This window comes from Parerythrobacter aurantius, assembly GCF_045291475.1.
GTDB lineage: Bacteria > Pseudomonadota > Alphaproteobacteria > Sphingomonadales > Sphingomonadaceae > Parerythrobacter > Parerythrobacter aurantius.
In genome coordinates this window covers 1,562,017-1,580,685 of record NZ_CP147985.1, presented here as the reverse complement: position 1 = coordinate 1,580,685, position 18,669 = coordinate 1,562,017, and the positions used below count along the sequence as shown (strand labels likewise).

General features: G+C 61.9%; 16 protein-coding genes. 13 read left to right on the top strand and 3 right to left on the bottom strand.

The features are described from left to right. The first annotated feature begins 74 nt into the window (after positions 1-74). Positions 75-1,253, top strand: coding sequence for a saccharopine dehydrogenase family protein (locus tag WAB17_RS07780; RefSeq protein WP_435416790.1), 1,179 nt, complete (start codon positions 75-77; stop codon positions 1,251-1,253). Here WAB17_RS07780 and WAB17_RS07775 read toward each other — a convergent pair. Then, a complete protein-coding gene (locus tag WAB17_RS07775) occupies positions 1,250-3,409 on the bottom strand; it encodes a TonB-dependent receptor (RefSeq protein ID WP_435416789.1) in 2,160 nt (719 codons plus the stop codon). The two genes, WAB17_RS07780 and WAB17_RS07775, sit on opposite strands and share 4 nt — an antisense overlap. Before the next feature lie 517 nt (positions 3,410-3,926). Between WAB17_RS07775 and repC the strand changes: the two genes are divergently transcribed. From repC to WAB17_RS07730, 9 genes are all read left to right on the top strand, one after another. Continuing rightward, entirely contained in the window at positions 3,927-5,117 is a 1,191-nt protein-coding gene (repC, locus tag WAB17_RS07770; RefSeq protein ID WP_435416788.1) for a replication initiation protein RepC, read from the top strand. Continuing rightward, on the top strand, positions 5,114-5,749 hold the full coding sequence (locus WAB17_RS07765; RefSeq protein WP_435416787.1) for a hypothetical protein: 636 nt from the start codon (positions 5,114-5,116) through the stop codon (positions 5,747-5,749). Before repC ends, WAB17_RS07765 begins: the two co-directional genes overlap by 4 nt. Positions 5,750-6,082: 333 nt before the next feature. Beyond that, the gene (locus WAB17_RS07760; protein WP_435416786.1) at positions 6,083-6,865 is read left to right on the top strand and encodes a hypothetical protein; all 783 of its coding nucleotides are present in this window, start codon (positions 6,083-6,085) and stop codon (positions 6,863-6,865) included. Beyond that, a complete protein-coding gene (mobF, locus tag WAB17_RS07755; protein WP_435416785.1) occupies positions 6,862-9,912 on the top strand; it encodes a MobF family relaxase in 3,051 nt (1,016 codons plus the stop codon). The genes WAB17_RS07760 and mobF overlap by 4 nt, the downstream gene beginning before the upstream one ends. 58 nt (positions 9,913-9,970) lie before the next feature. After that, positions 9,971-10,648, top strand: coding sequence for a ParA family partition ATPase (gene parA, locus WAB17_RS07750; RefSeq protein WP_435416784.1), 678 nt, complete (start codon positions 9,971-9,973; stop codon positions 10,646-10,648). Further along, positions 10,645-10,899 carry a ribbon-helix-helix domain-containing protein gene (locus WAB17_RS07745; RefSeq protein WP_435416783.1) on the top strand — a complete coding sequence of 85 codons (255 nt, stop codon included), beginning with the start codon at positions 10,645-10,647 and terminating at the stop codon, positions 10,897-10,899. Before parA ends, WAB17_RS07745 begins: the two co-directional genes overlap by 4 nt. A gap of 11 nt (positions 10,900-10,910) precedes the next feature. Continuing rightward, positions 10,911-11,366, top strand: a complete 456-nt coding sequence (locus WAB17_RS07740; RefSeq protein ID WP_435416782.1) for a hypothetical protein — start codon at positions 10,911-10,913, stop codon at positions 11,364-11,366. A gap of 308 nt (positions 11,367-11,674) precedes the next feature. Further along, positions 11,675-12,544 carry an EamA family transporter gene (locus WAB17_RS07735; protein ID WP_435416781.1) on the top strand — a complete coding sequence of 290 codons (870 nt, stop codon included), beginning with the start codon at positions 11,675-11,677 and terminating at the stop codon, positions 12,542-12,544. A 195-nt stretch (positions 12,545-12,739) separates the two neighbouring features. Beyond that, entirely contained in the window at positions 12,740-14,050 is a 1,311-nt protein-coding gene (locus WAB17_RS07730) for a serine hydrolase domain-containing protein (RefSeq protein WP_435416780.1), read from the top strand. Between the two features lie 142 nt (positions 14,051-14,192). Here the strand turns inward: WAB17_RS07730 and WAB17_RS07725 are convergent, their stop codons facing one another. Further along, entirely contained in the window at positions 14,193-14,825 is a 633-nt protein-coding gene (locus WAB17_RS07725; protein ID WP_435416779.1) for a tyrosine-type recombinase/integrase, read from the bottom strand. Between the two features lie 274 nt (positions 14,826-15,099). Here WAB17_RS07725 and WAB17_RS07720 point away from each other — a divergent pair, with 274 nt between their 5' ends. From WAB17_RS07720 to WAB17_RS07710, 3 genes are read left to right on the top strand one after another with little or no spacing between them, the layout of a single operon-like run. Beyond that, positions 15,100-15,471, top strand: coding sequence for a hypothetical protein (locus tag WAB17_RS07720; RefSeq protein WP_435416778.1), 372 nt, complete (start codon positions 15,100-15,102; stop codon positions 15,469-15,471). Beyond that, positions 15,468-16,733, top strand: a complete 1,266-nt coding sequence (locus WAB17_RS07715) for a methyltransferase family protein (RefSeq protein ID WP_435416777.1) — start codon at positions 15,468-15,470, stop codon at positions 16,731-16,733. The genes WAB17_RS07720 and WAB17_RS07715 overlap by 4 nt, the downstream gene beginning before the upstream one ends. Next, positions 16,730-18,091: a cytochrome P450 gene (locus WAB17_RS07710; protein ID WP_435416776.1), complete on the top strand. Its 1,362-nt coding sequence runs from the start codon at positions 16,730-16,732 to the stop codon at positions 18,089-18,091. The genes WAB17_RS07715 and WAB17_RS07710 overlap by 4 nt, the downstream gene beginning before the upstream one ends. Before the next feature lie 3 nt (positions 18,092-18,094). Here the strand turns inward: WAB17_RS07710 and WAB17_RS07705 are convergent, their stop codons facing one another. Next, positions 18,095-18,499, bottom strand: coding sequence for a thiol-disulfide oxidoreductase DCC family protein (locus WAB17_RS07705; protein WP_435416775.1), 405 nt, complete (start codon positions 18,497-18,499; stop codon positions 18,095-18,097). Positions 18,500-18,669 lie beyond the last annotated feature (170 nt).

Here is an 18,669-nt window from a genome sequence, read left to right as displayed (position 1 = left end):
CGCTTTTATTGAGAGCATCCCTGAAGATCAGCGGGACCCCCGCTTTCGCGGGGGTGACGGAAAGAGGATGGCTTATGTCTGACCGCGAATTCGATATCATCGTCTACGGCGCCACCGGCTACACCGGACGGCTGGTCGCCGAGCATTTCGTCCGCCACTATGGCGGCAAGCCCGATGCGCCCAAGTGGGCGATGGCAGGCCGCAGCCTGGCCAAGCTGGAGGAAGTTCGCGACGAGATCGGGGCGCCTGCCTCGACGCCGTTGGTGGTCGCCGATGCCTCGGACCCCGAAACGCTGACGGCGATGTGCCGCCGGACGAAGGTCGTGCTGACCACCGTCGGTCCCTACCAGCTCTATGGCGACGAACTGGTCGCCGCCTGCGTTGCCACCGGCACCGACTATGCCGACCTGTGCGGCGAACCGGGCTGGATGCGCGAGAAAATCGACCAGCACCACGAAGCGGCCAAGACCAGCGGCGCGCGTATCTGCTTCTCCAGCGGGTTCGATTCGATCCCCTTCGATCTCGGCGTGCTGATGCTGCAGAAGGCCTCGCAGGAAAAATTCGGCAAGCCCTGCAGCCGCGTCAAGGGCCGCGTGCGGGCGATGGCTGGTACCTTCTCGGGCGGGACCGCTGCCAGCCTCACCGCCACGGTCAAGGCGGTGGCCAAGAACCCCAAGCTGATCCCGATCCTCTCCAGCCCCTTCGGGCTGACGCCGGGCTTCGAAGGGCCGAACCAGCCCACCGGCCTGATTCCCGAATACGACGAGGACACCGGCAAGTGGGCCGCGCCTTTCATCATGGCGACGATCAACACCAAGAACGTCCACCGCACCAATTTCCTGCTCGGTCATCCCTATGGCGAGAACTTCAAGTACGACGAGATGATGCTGACCAGCCCCGGCGAGGCCGGCAAGGCTGCGGCCAATGCGGTCGCTGAAATGCTCAAGAACCCCTTCGGCGCCAAGCCGCCAAAGCCGGGCGAAGGCCCGACGAAGGAACAGCGCGAGCAGGGTTTCTACGACGTGCTCTTCATCGGCAAGACCGGGCTTAACGACGAGGAGGTACGCCTCGGCGTCAAGGGCAAGTACGATCCCGGCTACGGCTCGACCAGCCGGATGCTGGCCGAGACCGGCATGGCCCTGCTCGATTGCACCGCCGGGGGCGGTGTCGGCACTGCCGGGGCGTTTCTCGGCGAAGACCTGGTCGAACGCCTCGAAGCCAATGCGGAAATCAGCTTCGAGGTCGAAAGCTAGAAGCTGAAGCGGACGCTGGCCTGGATATTGCGTCCGGCCAGCGGTACGAATTCCTTGGTGAAGCTGGAGTGGCGGCGGCCTGTCACGTCGAGCAGGTTCTCCGCCTTCAGCAGCAGCGTCACGTTATTGTCGCCGCGCAGCGGCCGCCAGGCGACCGAGGCGTTGACGAGGGTAAAGCCGTCGGTCGCGGTTTCGAACGGCGCGGTCCTCTCCTGCCCGTCGAACCATTCGACCTCGCCGCGCAGGTTGAACGCCTCGAAATCGGCCTCCAGCGCGCCCAGCAGGCTGAGCGGCGGGATGCGCGGCAGCGGCGTACCGTCGGACAATTCGGCCCGGACGTATTCGCCGCGCAGGTCGGCCGTCAAACGCAGCGGGCCGGTATCGACCAGCGGGAATTTCACCTCGCCTTCAACGCCCCAGTAATCGACATCCGACTGCAGGTACTGGAACACGGGCAGGTCGTCTTCCTCGAGCCCGGTCTCGCTGAGATAGATGTAGTCGTCGAACCAGTTCTTGAATGCAGCCACGCTGATGGTGGCAGCGCCGATGCGCCCGCGGACAAAGGCCTCGACGCCCCAGGCGCTTTCCTTGCCCAGCGTGACGTCGCCGATTTCGAAAGCCTGCGTCGCGATATGCGGACCGTCGGAGAACAGTTCCTCGGCGCTCGGCGCGCGCTCGGCGCGGCTGCCGTTGAGGCCGAAGCGCAGGCCGCCGCTTGTTTCGTGGGCGATGCCGATGGCACCGGACAGCGTATCGAAGCTGCGCTCGACATCGAGGGTGGGCGCGCGGACATCGGTCATCTCGTATCGTCCGGCCAGTTCGAGGTGGACCGGTCCGGCCTCGAATTCCTGCAGCGAGAAGATCGCGAACTGGTTGGTCACGTTCTTGGGCACATAGGCTTCGGCACCGAAAGCGTCGAAATCGCGGGTATAGTACTGGATGCCGGTCGAGCCGCCCCAGCCGCCCTTGCGGTTCTGCACCAGTTCGGCGCGTCCCTCGATGCCCTGGACGTCGAAGACCGTGCCGACTTCGTCGCCTTCGAATTCGGTATGCGTATAGTCGCTGAAGCCGGCGCGGGTCACGAGTTCGCCGAAAAACCCGTCACCGAGGTCGAGCGAGCCGCGCATATCGGCACGGAATTGCTCGAGGCCGATCGAAACCGTTTCTTCGCCTTCCTCCTCTTCGCCGCCTTCTTCGCCGTGGTGGCCGGCGCCGGGGCGAATCGGGATGCCGTAGGTGCTGTCGTACCAGCCGATGGCGAAGCCGAGGTTGCTCTCGCCGGCGAACAGGGTGAGGCCGGCATTGGCTGTCCAGGTTTCGGTAGCCGTCCCGGGCACGGTGCCGCGCTGTTCCGCCGCTTCGCGCAGTTCGGCTGCTTCCTCGAATTCGCCCTCGGCCTCTTCCTCCGCGGCATCGGCCAGCAGGTCCGCGCGCAGTTCGGGCGCCACGGCATAGCCGGGTATCTCGAGATCGTTGGTGGTGCGATAGGATCCGCTGGCGTGGAAGGCGAACATCGATCCCACGGGCAGGTCGACCGACAGGCCGCCTTCACGCGCGTCGAGCGCGGTATCGGCGCGCAGCAAGGCGTCGATATGGATCTTCTCGTCGGGCATGCGGCGCGGGATGCGCTTGTCGATCACGTTGACAGCACCGCCGATGGCCTGGCTACCGAACAGCAACACGGCAGGGCCGCGCAGCACGTCGACCCGCTCCGCCGTCAGGGGATCGACGGTGACAGCATGGTCGACCGAGGTATTGGAGGCATCGATCGAGCCGATGCCGTCGACCAGCACGCGCACGCGGTCCCCCTGGAACCCGCGCAGGACCGGCCGCGAGGCACCGGGGGCGAAACCGCTCGCCGTCACGCCGGGGAGCTTGACCAGCGTTTCGCCGATATTGGCCTCAAGCGACCGCTGCAGTTCGAAACCTTCGACCACCGACGTGCCGGCAAGCACGTCGAGCTGGGTTAGCCCCGCCGCGGTGACGACAATCTCCTCGCCCTCGCCCGTACGGCGATTGTGCAGATCGTCATCGGGCTGTGTCGCCGCGGGATCAGCTGACGGCGCGGACTGCGCCAGCGCCGGCTGCGCGGCCAGGGCCGTGGCGAAGGCAAGGGAGGAAACGGCGAGACGGCGTGCAGTGGCGTTGGCGCGCATGGCGTAGTCTGGTCCTTCATTCGCGTTTGACGAGCTTGCATCACGCGGCGCCTTGGACGCCAGGTGATGTTACACTGTTACATGATGAGCGCCGCCTTCAGCACCAAGGACGTGCGAAGGCAAGCGAAAACTCGACCGGGCGAGCATGCGCAGGGACAAACGACAAATCGGGAGAAATGGAGCGGGCGAAAGGATTCTGACGGAAACATACAAATTCGCGAGGATAAGCGTGTAGTATGTTTTCTTTCTATTTTTCAGAACATTATCAAACTTGCAGGAGTGTACGGAGGTCCACCTGGACAGCTTTGATATGCGACGAGGAGCGAAAACGGCCTCACTTCCGCCCACAGCGATCCTCACCGCGAGTGTCAGATCCACCAGATCTATGGTGTAAACGAAAAACCGCCGGAAGGGCTGGCACCCTTCCCGGCGGCAAAATTCATAGCGTCACGGCTATCCTTTGCTTCTACGCGATGGTCGAATCGGGTGCAAGGGCAAACCTTGCCGGAGGTGCCAAATGAGCGTCTCCCTTACTCACGGGGGTTTGCCTGATGGCGTCACCATCTACAAACTCTCCGATCTCATCACAGAAATCGCGCCTGGCACATGCAAAGAAGAGCGGCTCTCGGCAACGGCGGTTCGCATTCTGCAATACTTCATTCGAGCATGCCGACAATCCGACTTCGAATCCGGCAAAATCTGTGGGACTTGGGAGCAGCCACAAAGCATCTCAGCTTCCCTGCGCATCTCGACCAAGGTCCTGCACAATGCCGAAGCGGAACTGCTCGAAGCCGGCTTTATAGAGCGTACTCACACTCCGCATGCCAGACGCAGCGGCAAGCGTCACAATGGCAATATCGTCGCGCTTGCGGGGATCAGTCTTCGCCCGCTGATCGATGGCTGGACCAAATGGCAGGCGCGGCGCGAAGCGATCGAACTGCAGGCTAGCGCGGTATTCTGCCTCAAGCAGGAAGTTACGGCGCTCAATCGAGAAGTCCGGGCCTCTGATAATCCGGAAGCACTCGAGCGGGCGAGCGAGATCCTGCCGCGCGGCCGCGTCTCTCGCATCAACGATGTCGAGAAGCTGGAAGCATTGAGGAATGCGCTTGAAGCTCTCTTGGTACTGCTGGAACTTCCCTCTGGTGCAACGAAATCTTCCGACCAGACGGAAGAAATCGTTACACCCAACATACCTGAATCAAACTCTGCGAAAAACTGTAGCGGCGCTCGTTGCGGCAGAGGTGATAATGATCGTGCGACAAAGGTCACGCCCGCGTTGGTCGCTCGAATTGCTACTTCCGACTATCAAAGCATCCTTCCTCAAGGACGACCACCGAGCTGGCACGACCTTGTCGATGCATCAGCCACGATATGCCGCTGGCATGGCATTTCAGAGGCTACATTCGGTCAAGCATGCGAGAGGCTGGGACGCGAGCGCGCAGCGGTCTGCATCGTGATCATCGATCGCAATGCCCGATTGCCTGGCGAGCATCGCTATCGAGCCCGATCAGTTCGAAAATGCCTGGCTGGACTGCTGCGCAACCCCACTGGCCTCTTGCCGATGCTCAGGGCGGCACAAGGCTACCCAGAGGGGATATTGGGCGAAGGTTCGTTCACACCAGAACCGTCTGGCCAAGATGATCACGGCAGCTTCGGGAAGCTTGCCTCCGCCTCCTTGGCGAAGCTCGCGAAAGGGTACGCAACATGACTCCTTCGAAGCTCGAAGGTCTTTGGCATGCCTTGCAAGACGGCAATCCTTGGTGGCCAACATACCATCCCCGGCGAACAGATGTTCTGAGCTGGCGGCATGCTGCCGCGATCCTGCTGCGCGAGGTCGATCCAGAGCCGATATTTGCAGCTCTGCCCGCGCTGTTCGAGGCGATCTACGATCAGACCGCCGACGCCATTTGTGAGCGGCTGTCAGGCACCGAAGATCGGTTGACCTGGGCGATCTGGCACGACGTCTGGCTGGAGCATTTCGACAGTTGGAATGACCCAATACGGCAGCTGGTCGAGCAGCATTGCGTTGGCCCGGATGCGATGCTTCTGGGTGAAATGTTCACTCGGGTTGATGGGGCATCCTTCTGCGATTTCGTGCTCGATGCATACGATCGCGTCCTTATCAACCGCGCCGCATTCCAAGCTGCCTTGAATGAAGAGCCGCCACTGATCTTGAATCTGATCGGTACGGGATGGCCCTTTGAGCGGCTCGCCTATGGCTTTTACCAGCGTTGCTGCAGCGAACTGGACCAAGAGCCGGAAACAGCACCTCAGCCAATGTCGGCCCTCGATCTCAATCGCGCCGGTCACCCGAATGTCTATCGGGAGAATGCGGCATGAGTCAGGTCAGAACGCCCACGCGAATGTTCCGGCCGTTCGGCCGGCTGCGCCCCACCGGAAATCCAAGAAGACTTCGAAATGCCTCAAACTCGCTCGCCCGGACTCCGGAGGACGAAAATAGAGTTTCACACTCCATGCAGGTGGCCTGCTTTCGGTGGAGCGGACAAACCCACGGAAAACGGTGCCATACGGGTCAAGTAACGTTTTGTAGTTGGTTGCGGAAAGCTGGCTCTGTCATACTTGCGGTCTGCAGGTGTCCTGTAGAACCGCCATATATCAGATACTTAAGGAATACAGAGACTTCGCGGCCGTCCCTCTCGCCGGGAGGTCCTTATGGCGAAGACTGAACAGCTCCACACCTCTGTTTCTGTCGAGATTTACACCCGCTTCAGTGGTATCGCGGCCGAGCGGAGTCTCTCGAACGCGGCTTTACTTCGCGACCTCGCCGAGGAGCTGGTTGAGGCCTATGACGCCGGGCGAGCGATCTTCCAGAAAACAGCTGCCCCACGGCTCGACACGACTGTAAGCGGCCTGATTCATCAGCTCAAAGAACTCGTGATCGAAATGGACCGGGCACAGGCCGACAACGTCCGGATGCAGCATAAACTTCACGAGAAATGGAATGGTGGTGAAGAAGCCAACCGTCTCGCGCAGCAGCGGCTCATCGCCGAGTTTCGAAAGCAGGACGAAGCCAGTCTTTCGCCTTTCCTGACCAAGACCGAGGAGTTGCTGGCCGCATTCGAAGAGCTCGAGCCGAAACTTTTCGAAGCGCTTGAAACGCGCCTCACCCAGATCGCCGATCAACTGGCCAAGACGATTGAGCTGGCGAGCGAGCCCCGGGAAATGCGCGGGCTTTATCTCGGTGACAATCGGATGCTTTCGCTTAAATTCCTTTCTTCGTGCGGAGGATTGCTGCTGGCCCTCGGATTGATGATCGGGCTTGTGCTGCCAGGGCTCTTTAATGGGTGGTCTGTCTGGCAGGCTTCAAAACTGATCGACAGCCCCTCTCAGATGTGCCGTTTGATTGAGCGCGAATACGGCCGCAATGACTGCCAGCTTCCTGAGTCAGAGCGCGAACTCGGCCTTCGTGTCATCGCACATGAGGATCGGCAATGATCCATGTTGCGCCAGTTTCGGGCGGTGCGGCTGCGGTCGAATATTACACCGCCGACAATTACTACACGTCCGACCAATCGCTCGATACCAGCGAATGGCTTGGCAAAGGTGCTGAGACGCTGGGACTGAGTGGTTCGGTCGACAAGGACACGTTCGCGGCCGTCATCGAAGGCAGGCTGCCCGACGGTTCGGAAATCCGGGCCAAGGACGGATTTCACCGGCCTGGCGACGAACTCCACTTCAGCGTCTCAAAGTCTGTGTCACTTATGGCGCTCGTTGGCGGCGACAAGCGCCTGATCGAAGCGTTCAAGGAGTCCGCGAAGGTGGCCCTGAAATGGGCCGAAAAGAACGTGGTAGAAGCGCGGGTCTGGGACAACGAACTGGGCACCGCTGTGCCCGAGCGCACGGGCAACCTCCTTGTCGCGAGTTTTCTGCACGATGTGAACCGTAACATGGAGCCCCACCTCCATATTCACGGCGTCGGCATCAATGCGACCCAGACCGCTGACGGCAAGTGGCGAGCGGTCCACAACCCTGAATTTTACCGCGCTCAGCATGTGATGAGCGCGGTGCATAACGCCGAAATGCGCGCGAGGGTCGAGGCGCTCGGCTATGAAACTGTTCCCGCGAGGGAGGCGGTCGATGGAGCATTCGAGATCAGGGGTGTTTCCCGCGAAGTGATTGAAGCCTTTTCGACCCGGCGCGCTGAGGTGGTGGCCGAAGCCGAAAAGGATGGTCGAAGCAGCGCCAGAGAACTTGAACTTGCTGCTCTCGCGACGCGCAAGGGCAAGGATGCGGACCCGGACATAGCGGGTCAGAAAGAGCGGTGGGAGAAAACGGCAAAGCGTGTTGGCTTTGATCCCAAACCTCTGATCGACAAAGCTCTGGCGCGATCCAGCGCCGAGCAGACTGTCTGGACCCGGCTTGTGGCCGGCATTCGCGGGATCGGCGCCAAGGGCATGGCGATTGCCAGCGCTATGGGGCTGACCCCGAAGGATAAAGACCCATTGGTCCCGGAGAGGCTTGGCCGGCTTGATCCCAAAGCGTTTGCGGCAGCACAAGCGGTCGCCTCAGCTGCGCGCGAATTGGGTGAGCGCGAGGCAGCTTTCAGTCGCAATGATTTGATCCGCCATTCGCTTGAGCGCCAGGGACCATTTACCGTCGAAGCCATTGAGGCGCGTATCGAGCAACTTCAGCAACGGGGTCTTTTGCTTGGCAGCGGCCCGGCCGATCGCGACCGGATGCTTACCACGCAGCAGGCCATGGTGATGGAGAACAAGGTCGTTGCTTTGGCGCAAGCGGGAAAGGACAGCGTTGAGCCCATCGCAGAGCGGGATGGTGTGGTTGCGCGCCTGCAGGAACAGGCGCGGGCCATAGGCCTGCGACGCCTCAATCAGGGTCAGGAAAAGGCCGGGGCCGATATTCTGACGAGCAAAGATCGCGTGCATTTGGTTCAAGGCGGCGCTGGTGTCGGGAAGTCAGCCGCATTGGCTCCGGTTGCCGCCATTGCGCGGGAGGAAGGGCGAAATGTGGTGGCGCTGTCTCATGTGGGGCGCATTGCGCGTGAGTTTGGGGAGAAAACCGCAGCTCCGGCATCCACTGTGGATGGCTTTCTGGCCCGGTATGCGCGGGTTCTCGACGGAAGTGCAAGCGTCGAAAGGGGGGCGGAGGCGCGGGAGGAATTGAGGGGCACGCTGGTGATGGTAGACGAGGCGAGCCAGATCGGTACGGATCGGCTCGCACGTCTGATCGATCTCGCCAACCGGATGGATGTCGGCCGGCTCGTCCTGGCGGGCGATATCAAGCAGCTACCGGCCATCGAGGCGGGCAAGCCGTTCGCCCAGCTTCAAGATCAGGATTTAGGCAGGAGCGACATCGCTGAGAACCTGCGCGCGCAGACGCCGCAGATGCAAGCGCTCAATCGTGCGCTGGGGGATGGTGACATCGATCAGGCTTTCAAGGAGCTAAAAGCAGCGACCATCGAGGTCGCGCCTGGAGATATACCGAAGACTGCTGCTACCATGTGGGCCGAGCTACCGAAGGATCAGCGCGACAGTACCGTCCTCCTTGCCGCAGGTCGCGCCATGCGAAGCGCGGGCAATGCGGAGGCGCAGAAGGCATTGGCTGCGCGGGGCGAGCTCGGTGCGAACAGTATCCGCCTCGATGTACTCGACCGGGTAACCATCACCCGCGAAGGCGCACGCCAACTCAAAGGCTATCACGAAGGTCGCGTGGTCGCATTCCAGACGAACTTGCCGAGCCAAAAGTTCCAGCGCGGTGAGCGCGGCGAGGTCGTCGACGTCTCAGATGGCAAGGTCGAGCTGCATATGGGCGATGGTGAGCTCAGAACACTCGATCCCTCGCGACTCCCCGCCAATCTCAAGCACGATGCGGTCACGATCTTCGAATGGAAAAGCATCGCCCTTCACGAACAGGACCGCATTCGCTGGACCGCGAAGGACGGCGAACGTGGGTTGCTCAACGGCGATATTGCCCATGTCGAGCGCATCGATGGCGGCAAGGTCACGATAAAGGAGGGCGATGGCAAGCTGTACCAGCTGCCGCAAGGTGACCCGATGCTCGAGCGGCTCGATCTCGCCTATGCAATCAACGTGCATGTCGCTCAGGGCATGACCGCCAGGGATGGCATCATCATGATGTCCGAGCGCGAACGTGCGCTCAACAGCACGGCCTCTTTTCTGGTCGCAGTCACCCGCATCGCCGAGCACGCTACGTTGGTGACCGACAATCCCGATCGTGTGCAGCGCCAGGTCGAGACCAGGACCGGCGAGAAAATCAGCGCGATGGACATCTCGCAGGCCAAGACCAGATCGCCCGACCACTATCCCGGCTTCAAGGAAGACCTTCAGAAGCTCTCAGACAAGCTCGGCCCCGAATACGCGATGGCCGTCCTCCAGAACCGCGAGCGCGACATTACGCTCGAAAAGCCCCCATCGCGCAGCGGCATCAGCCGCAGCCAGGACGAGCTCATGCGCGACCGCGAACGCGATTTGGAGCGTGCGCGAGATTTGGAACGCGGACGCTGAACATGGTCACATCCGAATGTGCCCACACTCTTACATGTGAACATGAGGACCATCGCGCATGACAACAACACCACATCCGAACACCCGCACCGTCGCTATCGTCAGCCAGAAAGGCGGTGCGGGAAAGACGACGCTGGCGATCCACCTTGCCGCCGCTGCGACCAGAGCAGGTCAGATCAGCCTTGTGATCGACACCGACCCGCAGGCCAGCGCCTCGCAATGGGCCGAATGGCGGCAAGGCGTGCCACCCGAGATCATCGACAGCGCGCCACCGCGCATCGCCTCGAAAATCGAAGCTGCATCTGAGCAAGGCGCCGAGTTGATCGTCATCGACACACCGCCCCATGCCGATCTTGCAGCCAGCAAAGCCGTCGATTGCGCGAACCTTGTTCTTATACCGTGCCGTCCCAGCGCGTTCGATCTCGCCGCAATGAGAACGACCATCCGCCTGGTCGAACTGCTCGCCAAGCCGGCCTTTGTTATATTTACCGCCGGCCCGCCCAATGCTCCGCTGATCTACGCCGATGCGAAGGAATTGGTTGCAGGATTCGGGGCGCAGACCTGCCCGGTCATCCTGCCCGACCGCGCAGCCTATCGTCATGCGGTCGCAGGCGGCCATACGGTCTTCGAGATAGATCTCGGCGGTAAAGCAGCGGTCGAAATCGAACAGCTTCACATTTGGGCATGTGAACAGCTGAACATTTCCACACGCGAACTGGAAAGGATGTCCGCATGAACCGCTTTGCCAATCTTGCTGACAAGCAACCTAAGGACGATGCGACGACCGAACCCGTGACGCCTGCAACTCAACCCCAGACCCCTCCAAGCCGGGTCGGGCGTAAGGCGATTTCGGGCTATTTCTCACCTCAACTCTCGCTGGCCATGCACACCTGTGCGCGGCGCAATGGCTTCAGTTTGCAGGACCTGATGGCCGAAGCCTTCGACGATGTCCTTCGCAAATATGGCGAAAGCCCGATCGGATCGTAGAAGGAGAGACTATGAACCCCCTTAAACAATCGCGGTGCGCCGCGCGCATCGAGTTTTTGATGCTTCGATACCAGCTCGCGGCGCTCCTTGTTACCTCGGCGCTTTTGCTGAGCCCACTTGCGATATCGCCATTTATCGGCGGCCCGATGGCATCGGCTATCTTCGCGTCTGTCACGGTTGCCCTGGCGTTCCTTGCCCAAGGGCAAATCGCAAAACGTCTGTTCATGGGGCCGCCCGCCAGTGCAGAGCTGATCCGTGTAGCACGTGACATGCTGCCGTTGGCCTGTCGCAACAGGTTCGACCACGAGGTTGCCGGCGAGCTCCAGACTCGGCGGACGCCGCTTTCGGCCTGGCGCGTTGTCGACCTGCATCGATCCGTTCGGCGGAAGTGGCGCAACGCGCACAACAGTGATGTGGCTCTTCGCGAGCAACATCTCACTGCGCAGATCACGGAGGTGCGTGACTGAAAGTGGGCCGGAAGCCGCCAGTCCGCTTCGAGGCTTGAAAGCGAGGAAAGCTGCCTTTCTGCAGCCGACCCTATTGCGGACGTTTCGATCCGCTAATTGCAGGCTTGAAAGCAGACGCTTGACCTGAACCAGTCACCGCGCAAAGATTATGCCATCGACTGAGTGGCAACTAGGGTTCCGGGCGACAACGCCGCTGGACCGAGCGTTGCGAAAACCGAGGCCGGTGGTCTCGGCTGCACCCGAGGGACAAAAGCCCAGAGGCGGAGACGTCGAGTAAGGGATCGCCGATCCTGCTCGAGGAGTGCCGCATGTCTGTGTTTGCTTTGTTGCTTGTCGTCGTTGCCGCCTTCACCCACGCTACCTGGAATCTGCTTGCCAAGAAGGCAGCATCCGTCGGCGCACCGTTCGTTGCCGCCTACACCGGCTTCGCCACGTTGATCTATGCGCCCGCTGCGGCTTGGGCGATCGCACGCTTTGGCTTTCCAATGACAAGGCAGGTCGTCATCTGCATCGTCGCGAGCGGCATCCTTCATCTTGCCTACAGCCTCGTATTGCAGCGTGGCTATCAGGTGGCGGACTTGTCGGTCGTGTACCCTGTCGCGCGAGGCACTGGACCGATGCTGTCCGCACTTGGCGCGTTTACTTTGCTTGGAGAGCACATAACTGTCGGTGCAGTTACCGGGCTCTTCGCCGTAGTCGGCGGCATCGTCATGCTGGCGACGGGCGGGCGAATTACGCGTCTTGCTGATCCCGCTGCCCGCACAGGGGTGGCTTGGGGTGGCGCGACGGGTACAATGATCGCGGGCTATACTGTCGTCGACGGATGGGGAACAAAGGTGCTCGGTATCAATCCCATCCTCCTCGACTGGTGCGCGAACACTGTGCGGCTGCTTTTCCTGCTACCCACCGTTCTTCGCGACTGGCCCGGTTTTCGTAAACGCCTGACCGGCTATTGGATGCTGGCCGCTGCTGTCGGGTTCCTCGCGCCGCTGGGCTACATCCTTGTCCTAACGGCCCTCCAAATGGGCGCGCCGTTGCATGCCGTGGCGCCTGCGCGTGAAATGTCGATGATGGTCGGGGCGCTGCTCGGCGTGATCATGCTTGGCGAGAAGATGACACTCGCCCGGCTTGGAGGCTGTGCACTCATCATTGCAGGCGTCGTGCTGTTGGCTATATGATCGAGTAGCCCCGTGCCTCGTCACATGTCCGCTTTTATTTCGGGGTTACCATAACCGGACATTCCGCTCCCGACCCCAATTGCGGACAATAAGGCCCTAAGCGGCTTGGCCTCAAACCTGTCACCTCTTAAAACGCTAGTTGCGCAAACACCTGATTTTTGTCCGCGTTGCGGAAACTGACGTGTTGGGGGGCAAATGACGGCGAAGCTTTCGCGTTTCAAATTTGCGATGGCCGCATCGGTTCTGATGGTAATCTGGGCCGTACTCGTCACCCTCGCGCCGCTGGCCGGAATTGGCGGAATGAAAATCGAGGGGACCGGCAGTGATGCGTTCGTCGATGCCGCGCGCGAAGAAGCGAGGGACCATCGTGGCAATCTTGCGCTCGTCCTGATCGAGGACGGTAGGGTCGCTCATTTGCACACGATGTCGATCGGCGAACCGGTTTCCGGCGACACCTTGTTCCAGATGGCTTCGGTCAGCAAATGGGTAACGGCCTGGGGCGTGATGACGCTTGTCGAAGCCGGCAAGATCGATCTGGATGCTCCCGTTTCGCGTTATGTCAAACGCTGGAAACTCCCTCGCCGTGATTATCCGAACGAGCAAGTCACCGTGCGACGATTGTTGAGCCATACTGCTGGTCTGACCGACGACTTGGGTTATTGCGGATTCTCACCGTACGCGAAGCTGCAATCGATCGAAGAGTCCTTGACGAAAGCTGCCGACGCCTGCCCGTTACGAACTGGCGCGGTACGCGTTGGCGAGGAGCCCGGCTCTTGGCGTTACTCGGGTGGAGGTTACACCCTCCTTCAACTGATGATCGAAGAGGTTTCAGGGGAGCCGTTCGCAGACTACATGGGACGTGCGGTCCTAAAGCCGCTCGGCATGGAGCGATCGACCTTTCGGACGGGCGCCGCTGGCGCTGCGGACGTTGCCGAGTTCTTCGATTCCGATGGTGCAGCTGCCCCGCACTACCGCTACACGGCAGCGGCGGCGGCATCGCTCTATTCGTCAGCGAACGACATGGCGCGCTTTGCTCAAGCGCATATCGAGGGTTCCGCGGGAGAAGCGCCTGGTCGGGGTGTGATCTCGCCGGGTCTGCTCGTATCCATGCGCGTGCCCGAAGCGAAATTGCTGGGATCTCCTCATTGGGGTCTCGGATTGCAGCTCTTTGCGACAAGCACCCGTGGAGGCTTCATCTATGGTCACAACGGGGGCAATCTGCCTGCGGTCAACAATACCGTCCGCATCGAGGCTGCGACGGGCGATGCGATTGTCGCCTTGTCAACGGGCGGCAAAGCCATCGCTTCGAAGCTGGGCGGCGAATGGACCTCTCAGCGACGTGAGGCGGTAACCCCTGCCATGATCTACGGCACGGCACTGCGGCTAACCAATCCGATGGAAGCGCTCTTGCCTGCGCTCTGGATCGTCGGCGGATGGGGGATCATTCTGGCGATCAGTCTCTGGGTCCGCCGTCGAAACTCTTCGCGCCATCCTCGCGCTGCGTAGCGAAACCGGGCCGCCGGCCGCTTCACCCTTCTCTTCACCGAAAGCAGCCAGTCCGCAAACCACCCTAATTGCGGTCAGTTGATAAACCTCCGCGCCCGCCTGAAAGCGGTCGGCCAGTGGCGCCGGCCGACCGCGGCTTAGGTCAGATTTCGGTACGCTCCGCCAGCAGAAGGGCGTCTTCAACGTCGACGCCCAAATAGCGCACGGTGTTCTCGATTTTCGTGTGGCCGAGCAGTATCTGGATAGCTCGGATGTTGCCCGTGGCGCGGTAGATCATCGCGGCCTTAGTCCGCCGAAGCGAGTGCGTTCCGTACTCGGACTTCCTCAGACCAATTGCTGTCACCCACTCGTCTACAAGCCGTGCATACTGGCGCGTGCTCATGTGGCCGACGTGGTCGATCCTACTTGGAAAGAGGTAGTCGGTGATCGTCCCGCAGCGTCGCTCCAAACATGAAAGCAACGTTGCACGAACATCCGCAGTCAATTCAAACTGGACCGGGCGATTGGTTTTCTGCTGAATCACGATTGCCCGGGTGCGGACGTCCGACCCCGCCACGATGTCGCCGATCTTGATCTTGACCAGGTCGCAACCTCTCAACTTGCTGTCGATAGCGAGATCGAAGAGTGCCTTGTCTCGCAGTCGGCCCTCTCGATCGAGATGGAAGCGGATCGCCCAGATTTGCTTTTGTGTTAGCGGTCGCTTCGTGCCAACGGTCTTGCCAGCATTCCATGCCGCACGGGCCTGCATAGCGGGGTCAAATCTCGAGTAACCCATTTTCGTTCTCCTGGGCCTTGATTGGCCATTAGGGGAACGGTCACAGCCTGGCGGCTTCTGGGCCGGTTGCGGCCTGTCCGGTCTTGGAATTCAACCGCGGGAAGCTGCCGTTCCGCAAGCCGACCCCTAACCTGCCGTATGCTTATCGTCTTGGTGCATTTCGCAGCCGATGGTGAATTTTGTTCACTCATTGCTGATAACGCGATTTTGAACAATGGTTTGGCCAACATCGTGTCCGATGAAGTTGCCAATGAAGGGGACGGGGTTAGGACTGTTGTTCAGACTGCGCAGAAGCATCAAGGTGGCGCTGACCCTGGCGATCGGCTCGGGCGTGGCGGTGCGGCTTGCGACTATAGTGACTGCGCTTGCCGAAGGTAATCCGGATCACCTGCTCGCCTTCCCGCTGGCCCTGATCTTCCCGGCAATCCTTGCTGGCTTGCTGCTCGCCATGCCCGCAACCCGCTCGCGCGAGGGTGCGCTGATGCGGCTCGGCACAATCATCCAGTTGGCGCTGATCATTCTTCTGCCGCCTTTGGCGCTTTACCTCGCGCTGGGTCTCCCGGTCGTGTTTCTGGTGGTCGAGCTGTTCGAAACCCGGCTGCCCCAGCCCTTGCGCGAGCCCATCGTGCGGGCGGTGCTGGCATGATCGACATCGATCTTCCGCGCGAATGGCTGTGGGCGCTGCGCTGGGCGCTGTTCCTCGGACCGTTGGCGGCCGTGCTGGTGCTGGGCGCGAGGCACCGTCACGAGCCGCGCGTGATCGTGGGTGGCGTGTTTGCCTTCCTCTATGGCTTCGCGATGATCTTCGCCACGCACCAGCTGGCGATTGCAGCAGGGTGGTGGCGCTATGGCGGCGATGTGCTGATGGTTATGGGGCTTCCTGCCGACATCTGGATCGGCGGGGCGATCCTGTTTGGCCCGGTGCTGGCCTTCCTGTTCCCGACCATCCGCCCGCTCTATCTCGTGCTGCCGATCATCCTTGGCCTGCACGGCATGGTGTTCTCCTCGCTCGATCCGCTGGTGATGGCGGGGCCGTTCTGGTTCGCAGGCATCGTGCTGGTGTTTCTCGTGGCACACCTCCCGGCGATCCACCTCGCTCGCTGGACAGCACGGGGCGAGCATCTCGCATGGCGGGCGGCGCTGCTGGCGCTGGGATACGGCTCTCTCGCCTTCTATGTGCTGCCATCGGTAATCATGCTAGCGATGGGCGGAAGCTGGAACATGGGTGCCCGGCACTTATGGCTGATCCTTGCGGGATTGCCGGTGCTGGCGGCCTGCTTCGTGCTCGGCCTGTCGGCGGTGCAGATGTTCGTGGTCCATGGCGAGGGCACGCCGATCCCGCTTGATCCTACCAAGCGCCTCGTGCGCACCGGCGTGTTCGCATATCTCATCAATCCGATGCAGCTGTCATCCGCCTTGAGCTGGATCGTGATCGGGGTGATCATCGGCAATGTCTGGGTCGCTTCGGCGGCAGTGATGGCGTGGGTGTTCGTGGCCGGCATGGTACGCTGGCACCATCGTCATGATCTGCTCCAGCGCTTCCCCGAGGGCTGGCCGACCTACCGCGCCAACGTGCCCGAGTGGCTGCCCCGCTGGCGGCCTTGGGTGCCGGAAGCGGCGCGGCTCGTCTTCGATCCGGGGCAGACGTGGCAGGCCGCCTTTGCCGGGTGGTTGCAGCGCCGCGACCCCGTCGGCCTGATCCTTGTTGCGCAGCCCAGCGCGCCACTCTCCTATCGCGACCCTTCGGAGGCGCGGGATTTCACCGCCGCTGCAGCGATTGGCAAGGCGCTGGGCCATGTCAATTTCGCCTCTGCCCTGATGGGCGCGGCCGTGCTGCTGGTTGTCCTGCCCCTTCGCTACCTGCGCGGGCAGGATGCGCCGGTTACCGTGGGCGAGCCAGTGGCATGACGAACCCTGCCCCATCTCGGCGGGAGCGCAGCCCGCTGACTCTGTCGCTGGGGCTCGGCCACCTGATGCGGATCAAGCGCGACCAGCTCGCCTTCTATGCCGACATGCGCGCCCGCCACGGGGATGCGGTGCGGTTGCGGCTCGGGCCCTACCGCTCGTGGCTGTTGTTCCACCCGGACGATGTCGAGGCCGTGCTGGTCCACCAGTGGCAAAGCTTCATCCGCTTCGAGAAACTGACACAGGTCGTCGCGCAGTGGACCGGCGCCAACATGCTGCTGGCCGAAGGCGAGGAATGGCGCGCCCGCCGCCGCAAGGTGCTACCCGCCTTCGCTCGCCAGCGGCTGCCCGATTATGGCGCGAAGGCGGTGCTCCACTCCCGCCGTCTTGGCGAGGCATGGTCCGAAAGGGCAGGCGATCGGGGCGAGGTCACGATCGAGACCGATGCCGCCATGGCGCGGCTGACACTCGACATCGCGGCCGATACCTTCTTTTCCAGCCCTCCTCCGTCCGATGGCGACGTCATCGAGGCGGCGATCCAGACCCTGTCCGAAACCGCCTTCCACGAGTCCACCGCACCGCTGGTGCTGCCCGACTGGCTCCCGCTCGCGGCCAAGCGCCGCAAGCGCTGGGCGATCGGGGTGATGGACGAATTCGTCTGCCGTCTGGTCGATGCCCGCCTTGCCGAGACGGAAGGCGACCGGGGGGATCTGCTCTCGATGTTGGCGGAACAGCACGCGGGAGACCGGATCGCGATCCGCAACGATGCGATGAGCCTGCTGATCGCGGGACACGAAACCTCTGGCGCGTTGCTGGGCTGGACGGCGCATTGCCTCGTGCAGTCAACCCAGTGGCGCGAGCGGCTGTGTGCCGAACTGGGCACCGTGCTGCAAGGCGCACCCCCGCGGGCTGAAAACTTACCGAGCCTGCCGGTGCTGCGCGCGGTCATCATGGAGGTGCTGCGGCTCTATCCGCCTGCCTATGCACTGTTCCTGCGCCGCGCGACTTGTGACGTGGAGATGCCAGGCTTCACCATCCGCAAGGGCGATCTGGTGCAGATTTCGCCCTATTCGATGCACCGCGATCCGCGCTGGTTTGCCGAGCCCGAGTGTTTCGATCCAGCGCGGTTCCTTGCCAGCGAGACAGCCTCGCCCAAGTCCTACCTCCCATTCGGCAACGGCCCGCGCATTTGCATTGGGCAGGGCTTCGGGATGATGGAGGTCTGTCTGGTGGTCGCGAGCCTGTTGCAGCGTTGGGTCCCGGTCGAAGGGCCGGCTGACGTCGTTTCCGAACCGCGCTTCTCGCTGCGCCCGCGAGGAGGGTTGGCGATCACCTGGCAGCAGGCTGGGCGTTCCGCCTGACCCTTAATCCCGGTCGATGAAGCGGTGCGCCATACCGGGCGGGGGCACAAAGCAGCGGTCGGCCTTGCCGAACCAGCGATAGCGGTTGCGGGCGACCAGATCATAGACCCGGTCGCGAAGGGGGCGCGGCACCACCCGCAGCCACAACAGAAATCGCCAGGGCGCGCGCATCCGGGCCAGCAGCGCCAGCCCGGCATCGGATCGCACCAGCCCGCGCCCTCCGTCGATAAAAAGGTAGGTGGCATCCAGATCGCGCGGCGAAAGGCCGTGCTCTGCAGCCAGCGCCGAACCTCGCTCCGACCAAGCGCTGACGAAGATGATGTCGCGACCGCGCTCGTGCCGCAGGATCAGATGGACCCACCGGCTGCATAGAACGCAGTAACTATCGAATACGACCGTTGGCGGCATGTATCTCGAATAGACGGCCCTTGAGCACCATGCCAGTGCGCACCTTCGCCCCAGCTGACTAAAGCCGCCATTCCACTTTCCAACCCAAATCGGTCGGTGAGCGCGATCAGCGCCCCGCCCCGAGCGGACAGGCTGCTATCGCGAAAATCTGCGCGAAACCGGACCAGCCG

Excerpts from the sequence above, each read along its gene's own strand:
- WAB17_RS07775 (WP_435416789.1), bottom strand. The coding sequence starts at position 3,409 with ATGCGCGCCAACGCCACTGCACGCCGTCTCGCCGTTTCCTCCCTTGCC.
- mobF (WP_435416785.1), top strand. The coding sequence starts at position 6,862 with ATGATCCATGTTGCGCCAGTTTCGGGCGGTGCGGCTGCGGTCGAATAT.
- WAB17_RS07710 (WP_435416776.1), top strand. The coding sequence starts at position 16,730 with ATGACGAACCCTGCCCCATCTCGGCGGGAGCGCAGCCCGCTGACTCTG.
- WAB17_RS07760 (WP_435416786.1), top strand. The coding sequence starts at position 6,083 with ATGGCGAAGACTGAACAGCTCCACACCTCTGTTTCTGTCGAGATTTAC.
- WAB17_RS07730 (WP_435416780.1), top strand. The coding sequence starts at position 12,740 with ATGACGGCGAAGCTTTCGCGTTTCAAATTTGCGATGGCCGCATCGGTT.
- repC (WP_435416788.1), top strand. The coding sequence starts at position 3,927 with ATGAGCGTCTCCCTTACTCACGGGGGTTTGCCTGATGGCGTCACCATC.
- WAB17_RS07745 (WP_435416783.1), top strand. The coding sequence starts at position 10,645 with ATGAACCGCTTTGCCAATCTTGCTGACAAGCAACCTAAGGACGATGCG.
- WAB17_RS07725 (WP_435416779.1), bottom strand. The coding sequence starts at position 14,825 with ATGGGTTACTCGAGATTTGACCCCGCTATGCAGGCCCGTGCGGCATGG.
- WAB17_RS07765 (WP_435416787.1), top strand. The coding sequence starts at position 5,114 with ATGACTCCTTCGAAGCTCGAAGGTCTTTGGCATGCCTTGCAAGACGGC.
- WAB17_RS07780 (WP_435416790.1), top strand. The coding sequence starts at position 75 with ATGTCTGACCGCGAATTCGATATCATCGTCTACGGCGCCACCGGCTAC.
- WAB17_RS07740 (WP_435416782.1), top strand. The coding sequence starts at position 10,911 with ATGAACCCCCTTAAACAATCGCGGTGCGCCGCGCGCATCGAGTTTTTG.
- parA (WP_435416784.1), top strand. The coding sequence starts at position 9,971 with ATGACAACAACACCACATCCGAACACCCGCACCGTCGCTATCGTCAGC.
- WAB17_RS07715 (WP_435416777.1), top strand. The coding sequence starts at position 15,468 with ATGATCGACATCGATCTTCCGCGCGAATGGCTGTGGGCGCTGCGCTGG.
- WAB17_RS07705 (WP_435416775.1), bottom strand. The coding sequence starts at position 18,499 with ATGCCGCCAACGGTCGTATTCGATAGTTACTGCGTTCTATGCAGCCGG.
- WAB17_RS07735 (WP_435416781.1), top strand. The coding sequence starts at position 11,675 with ATGTCTGTGTTTGCTTTGTTGCTTGTCGTCGTTGCCGCCTTCACCCAC.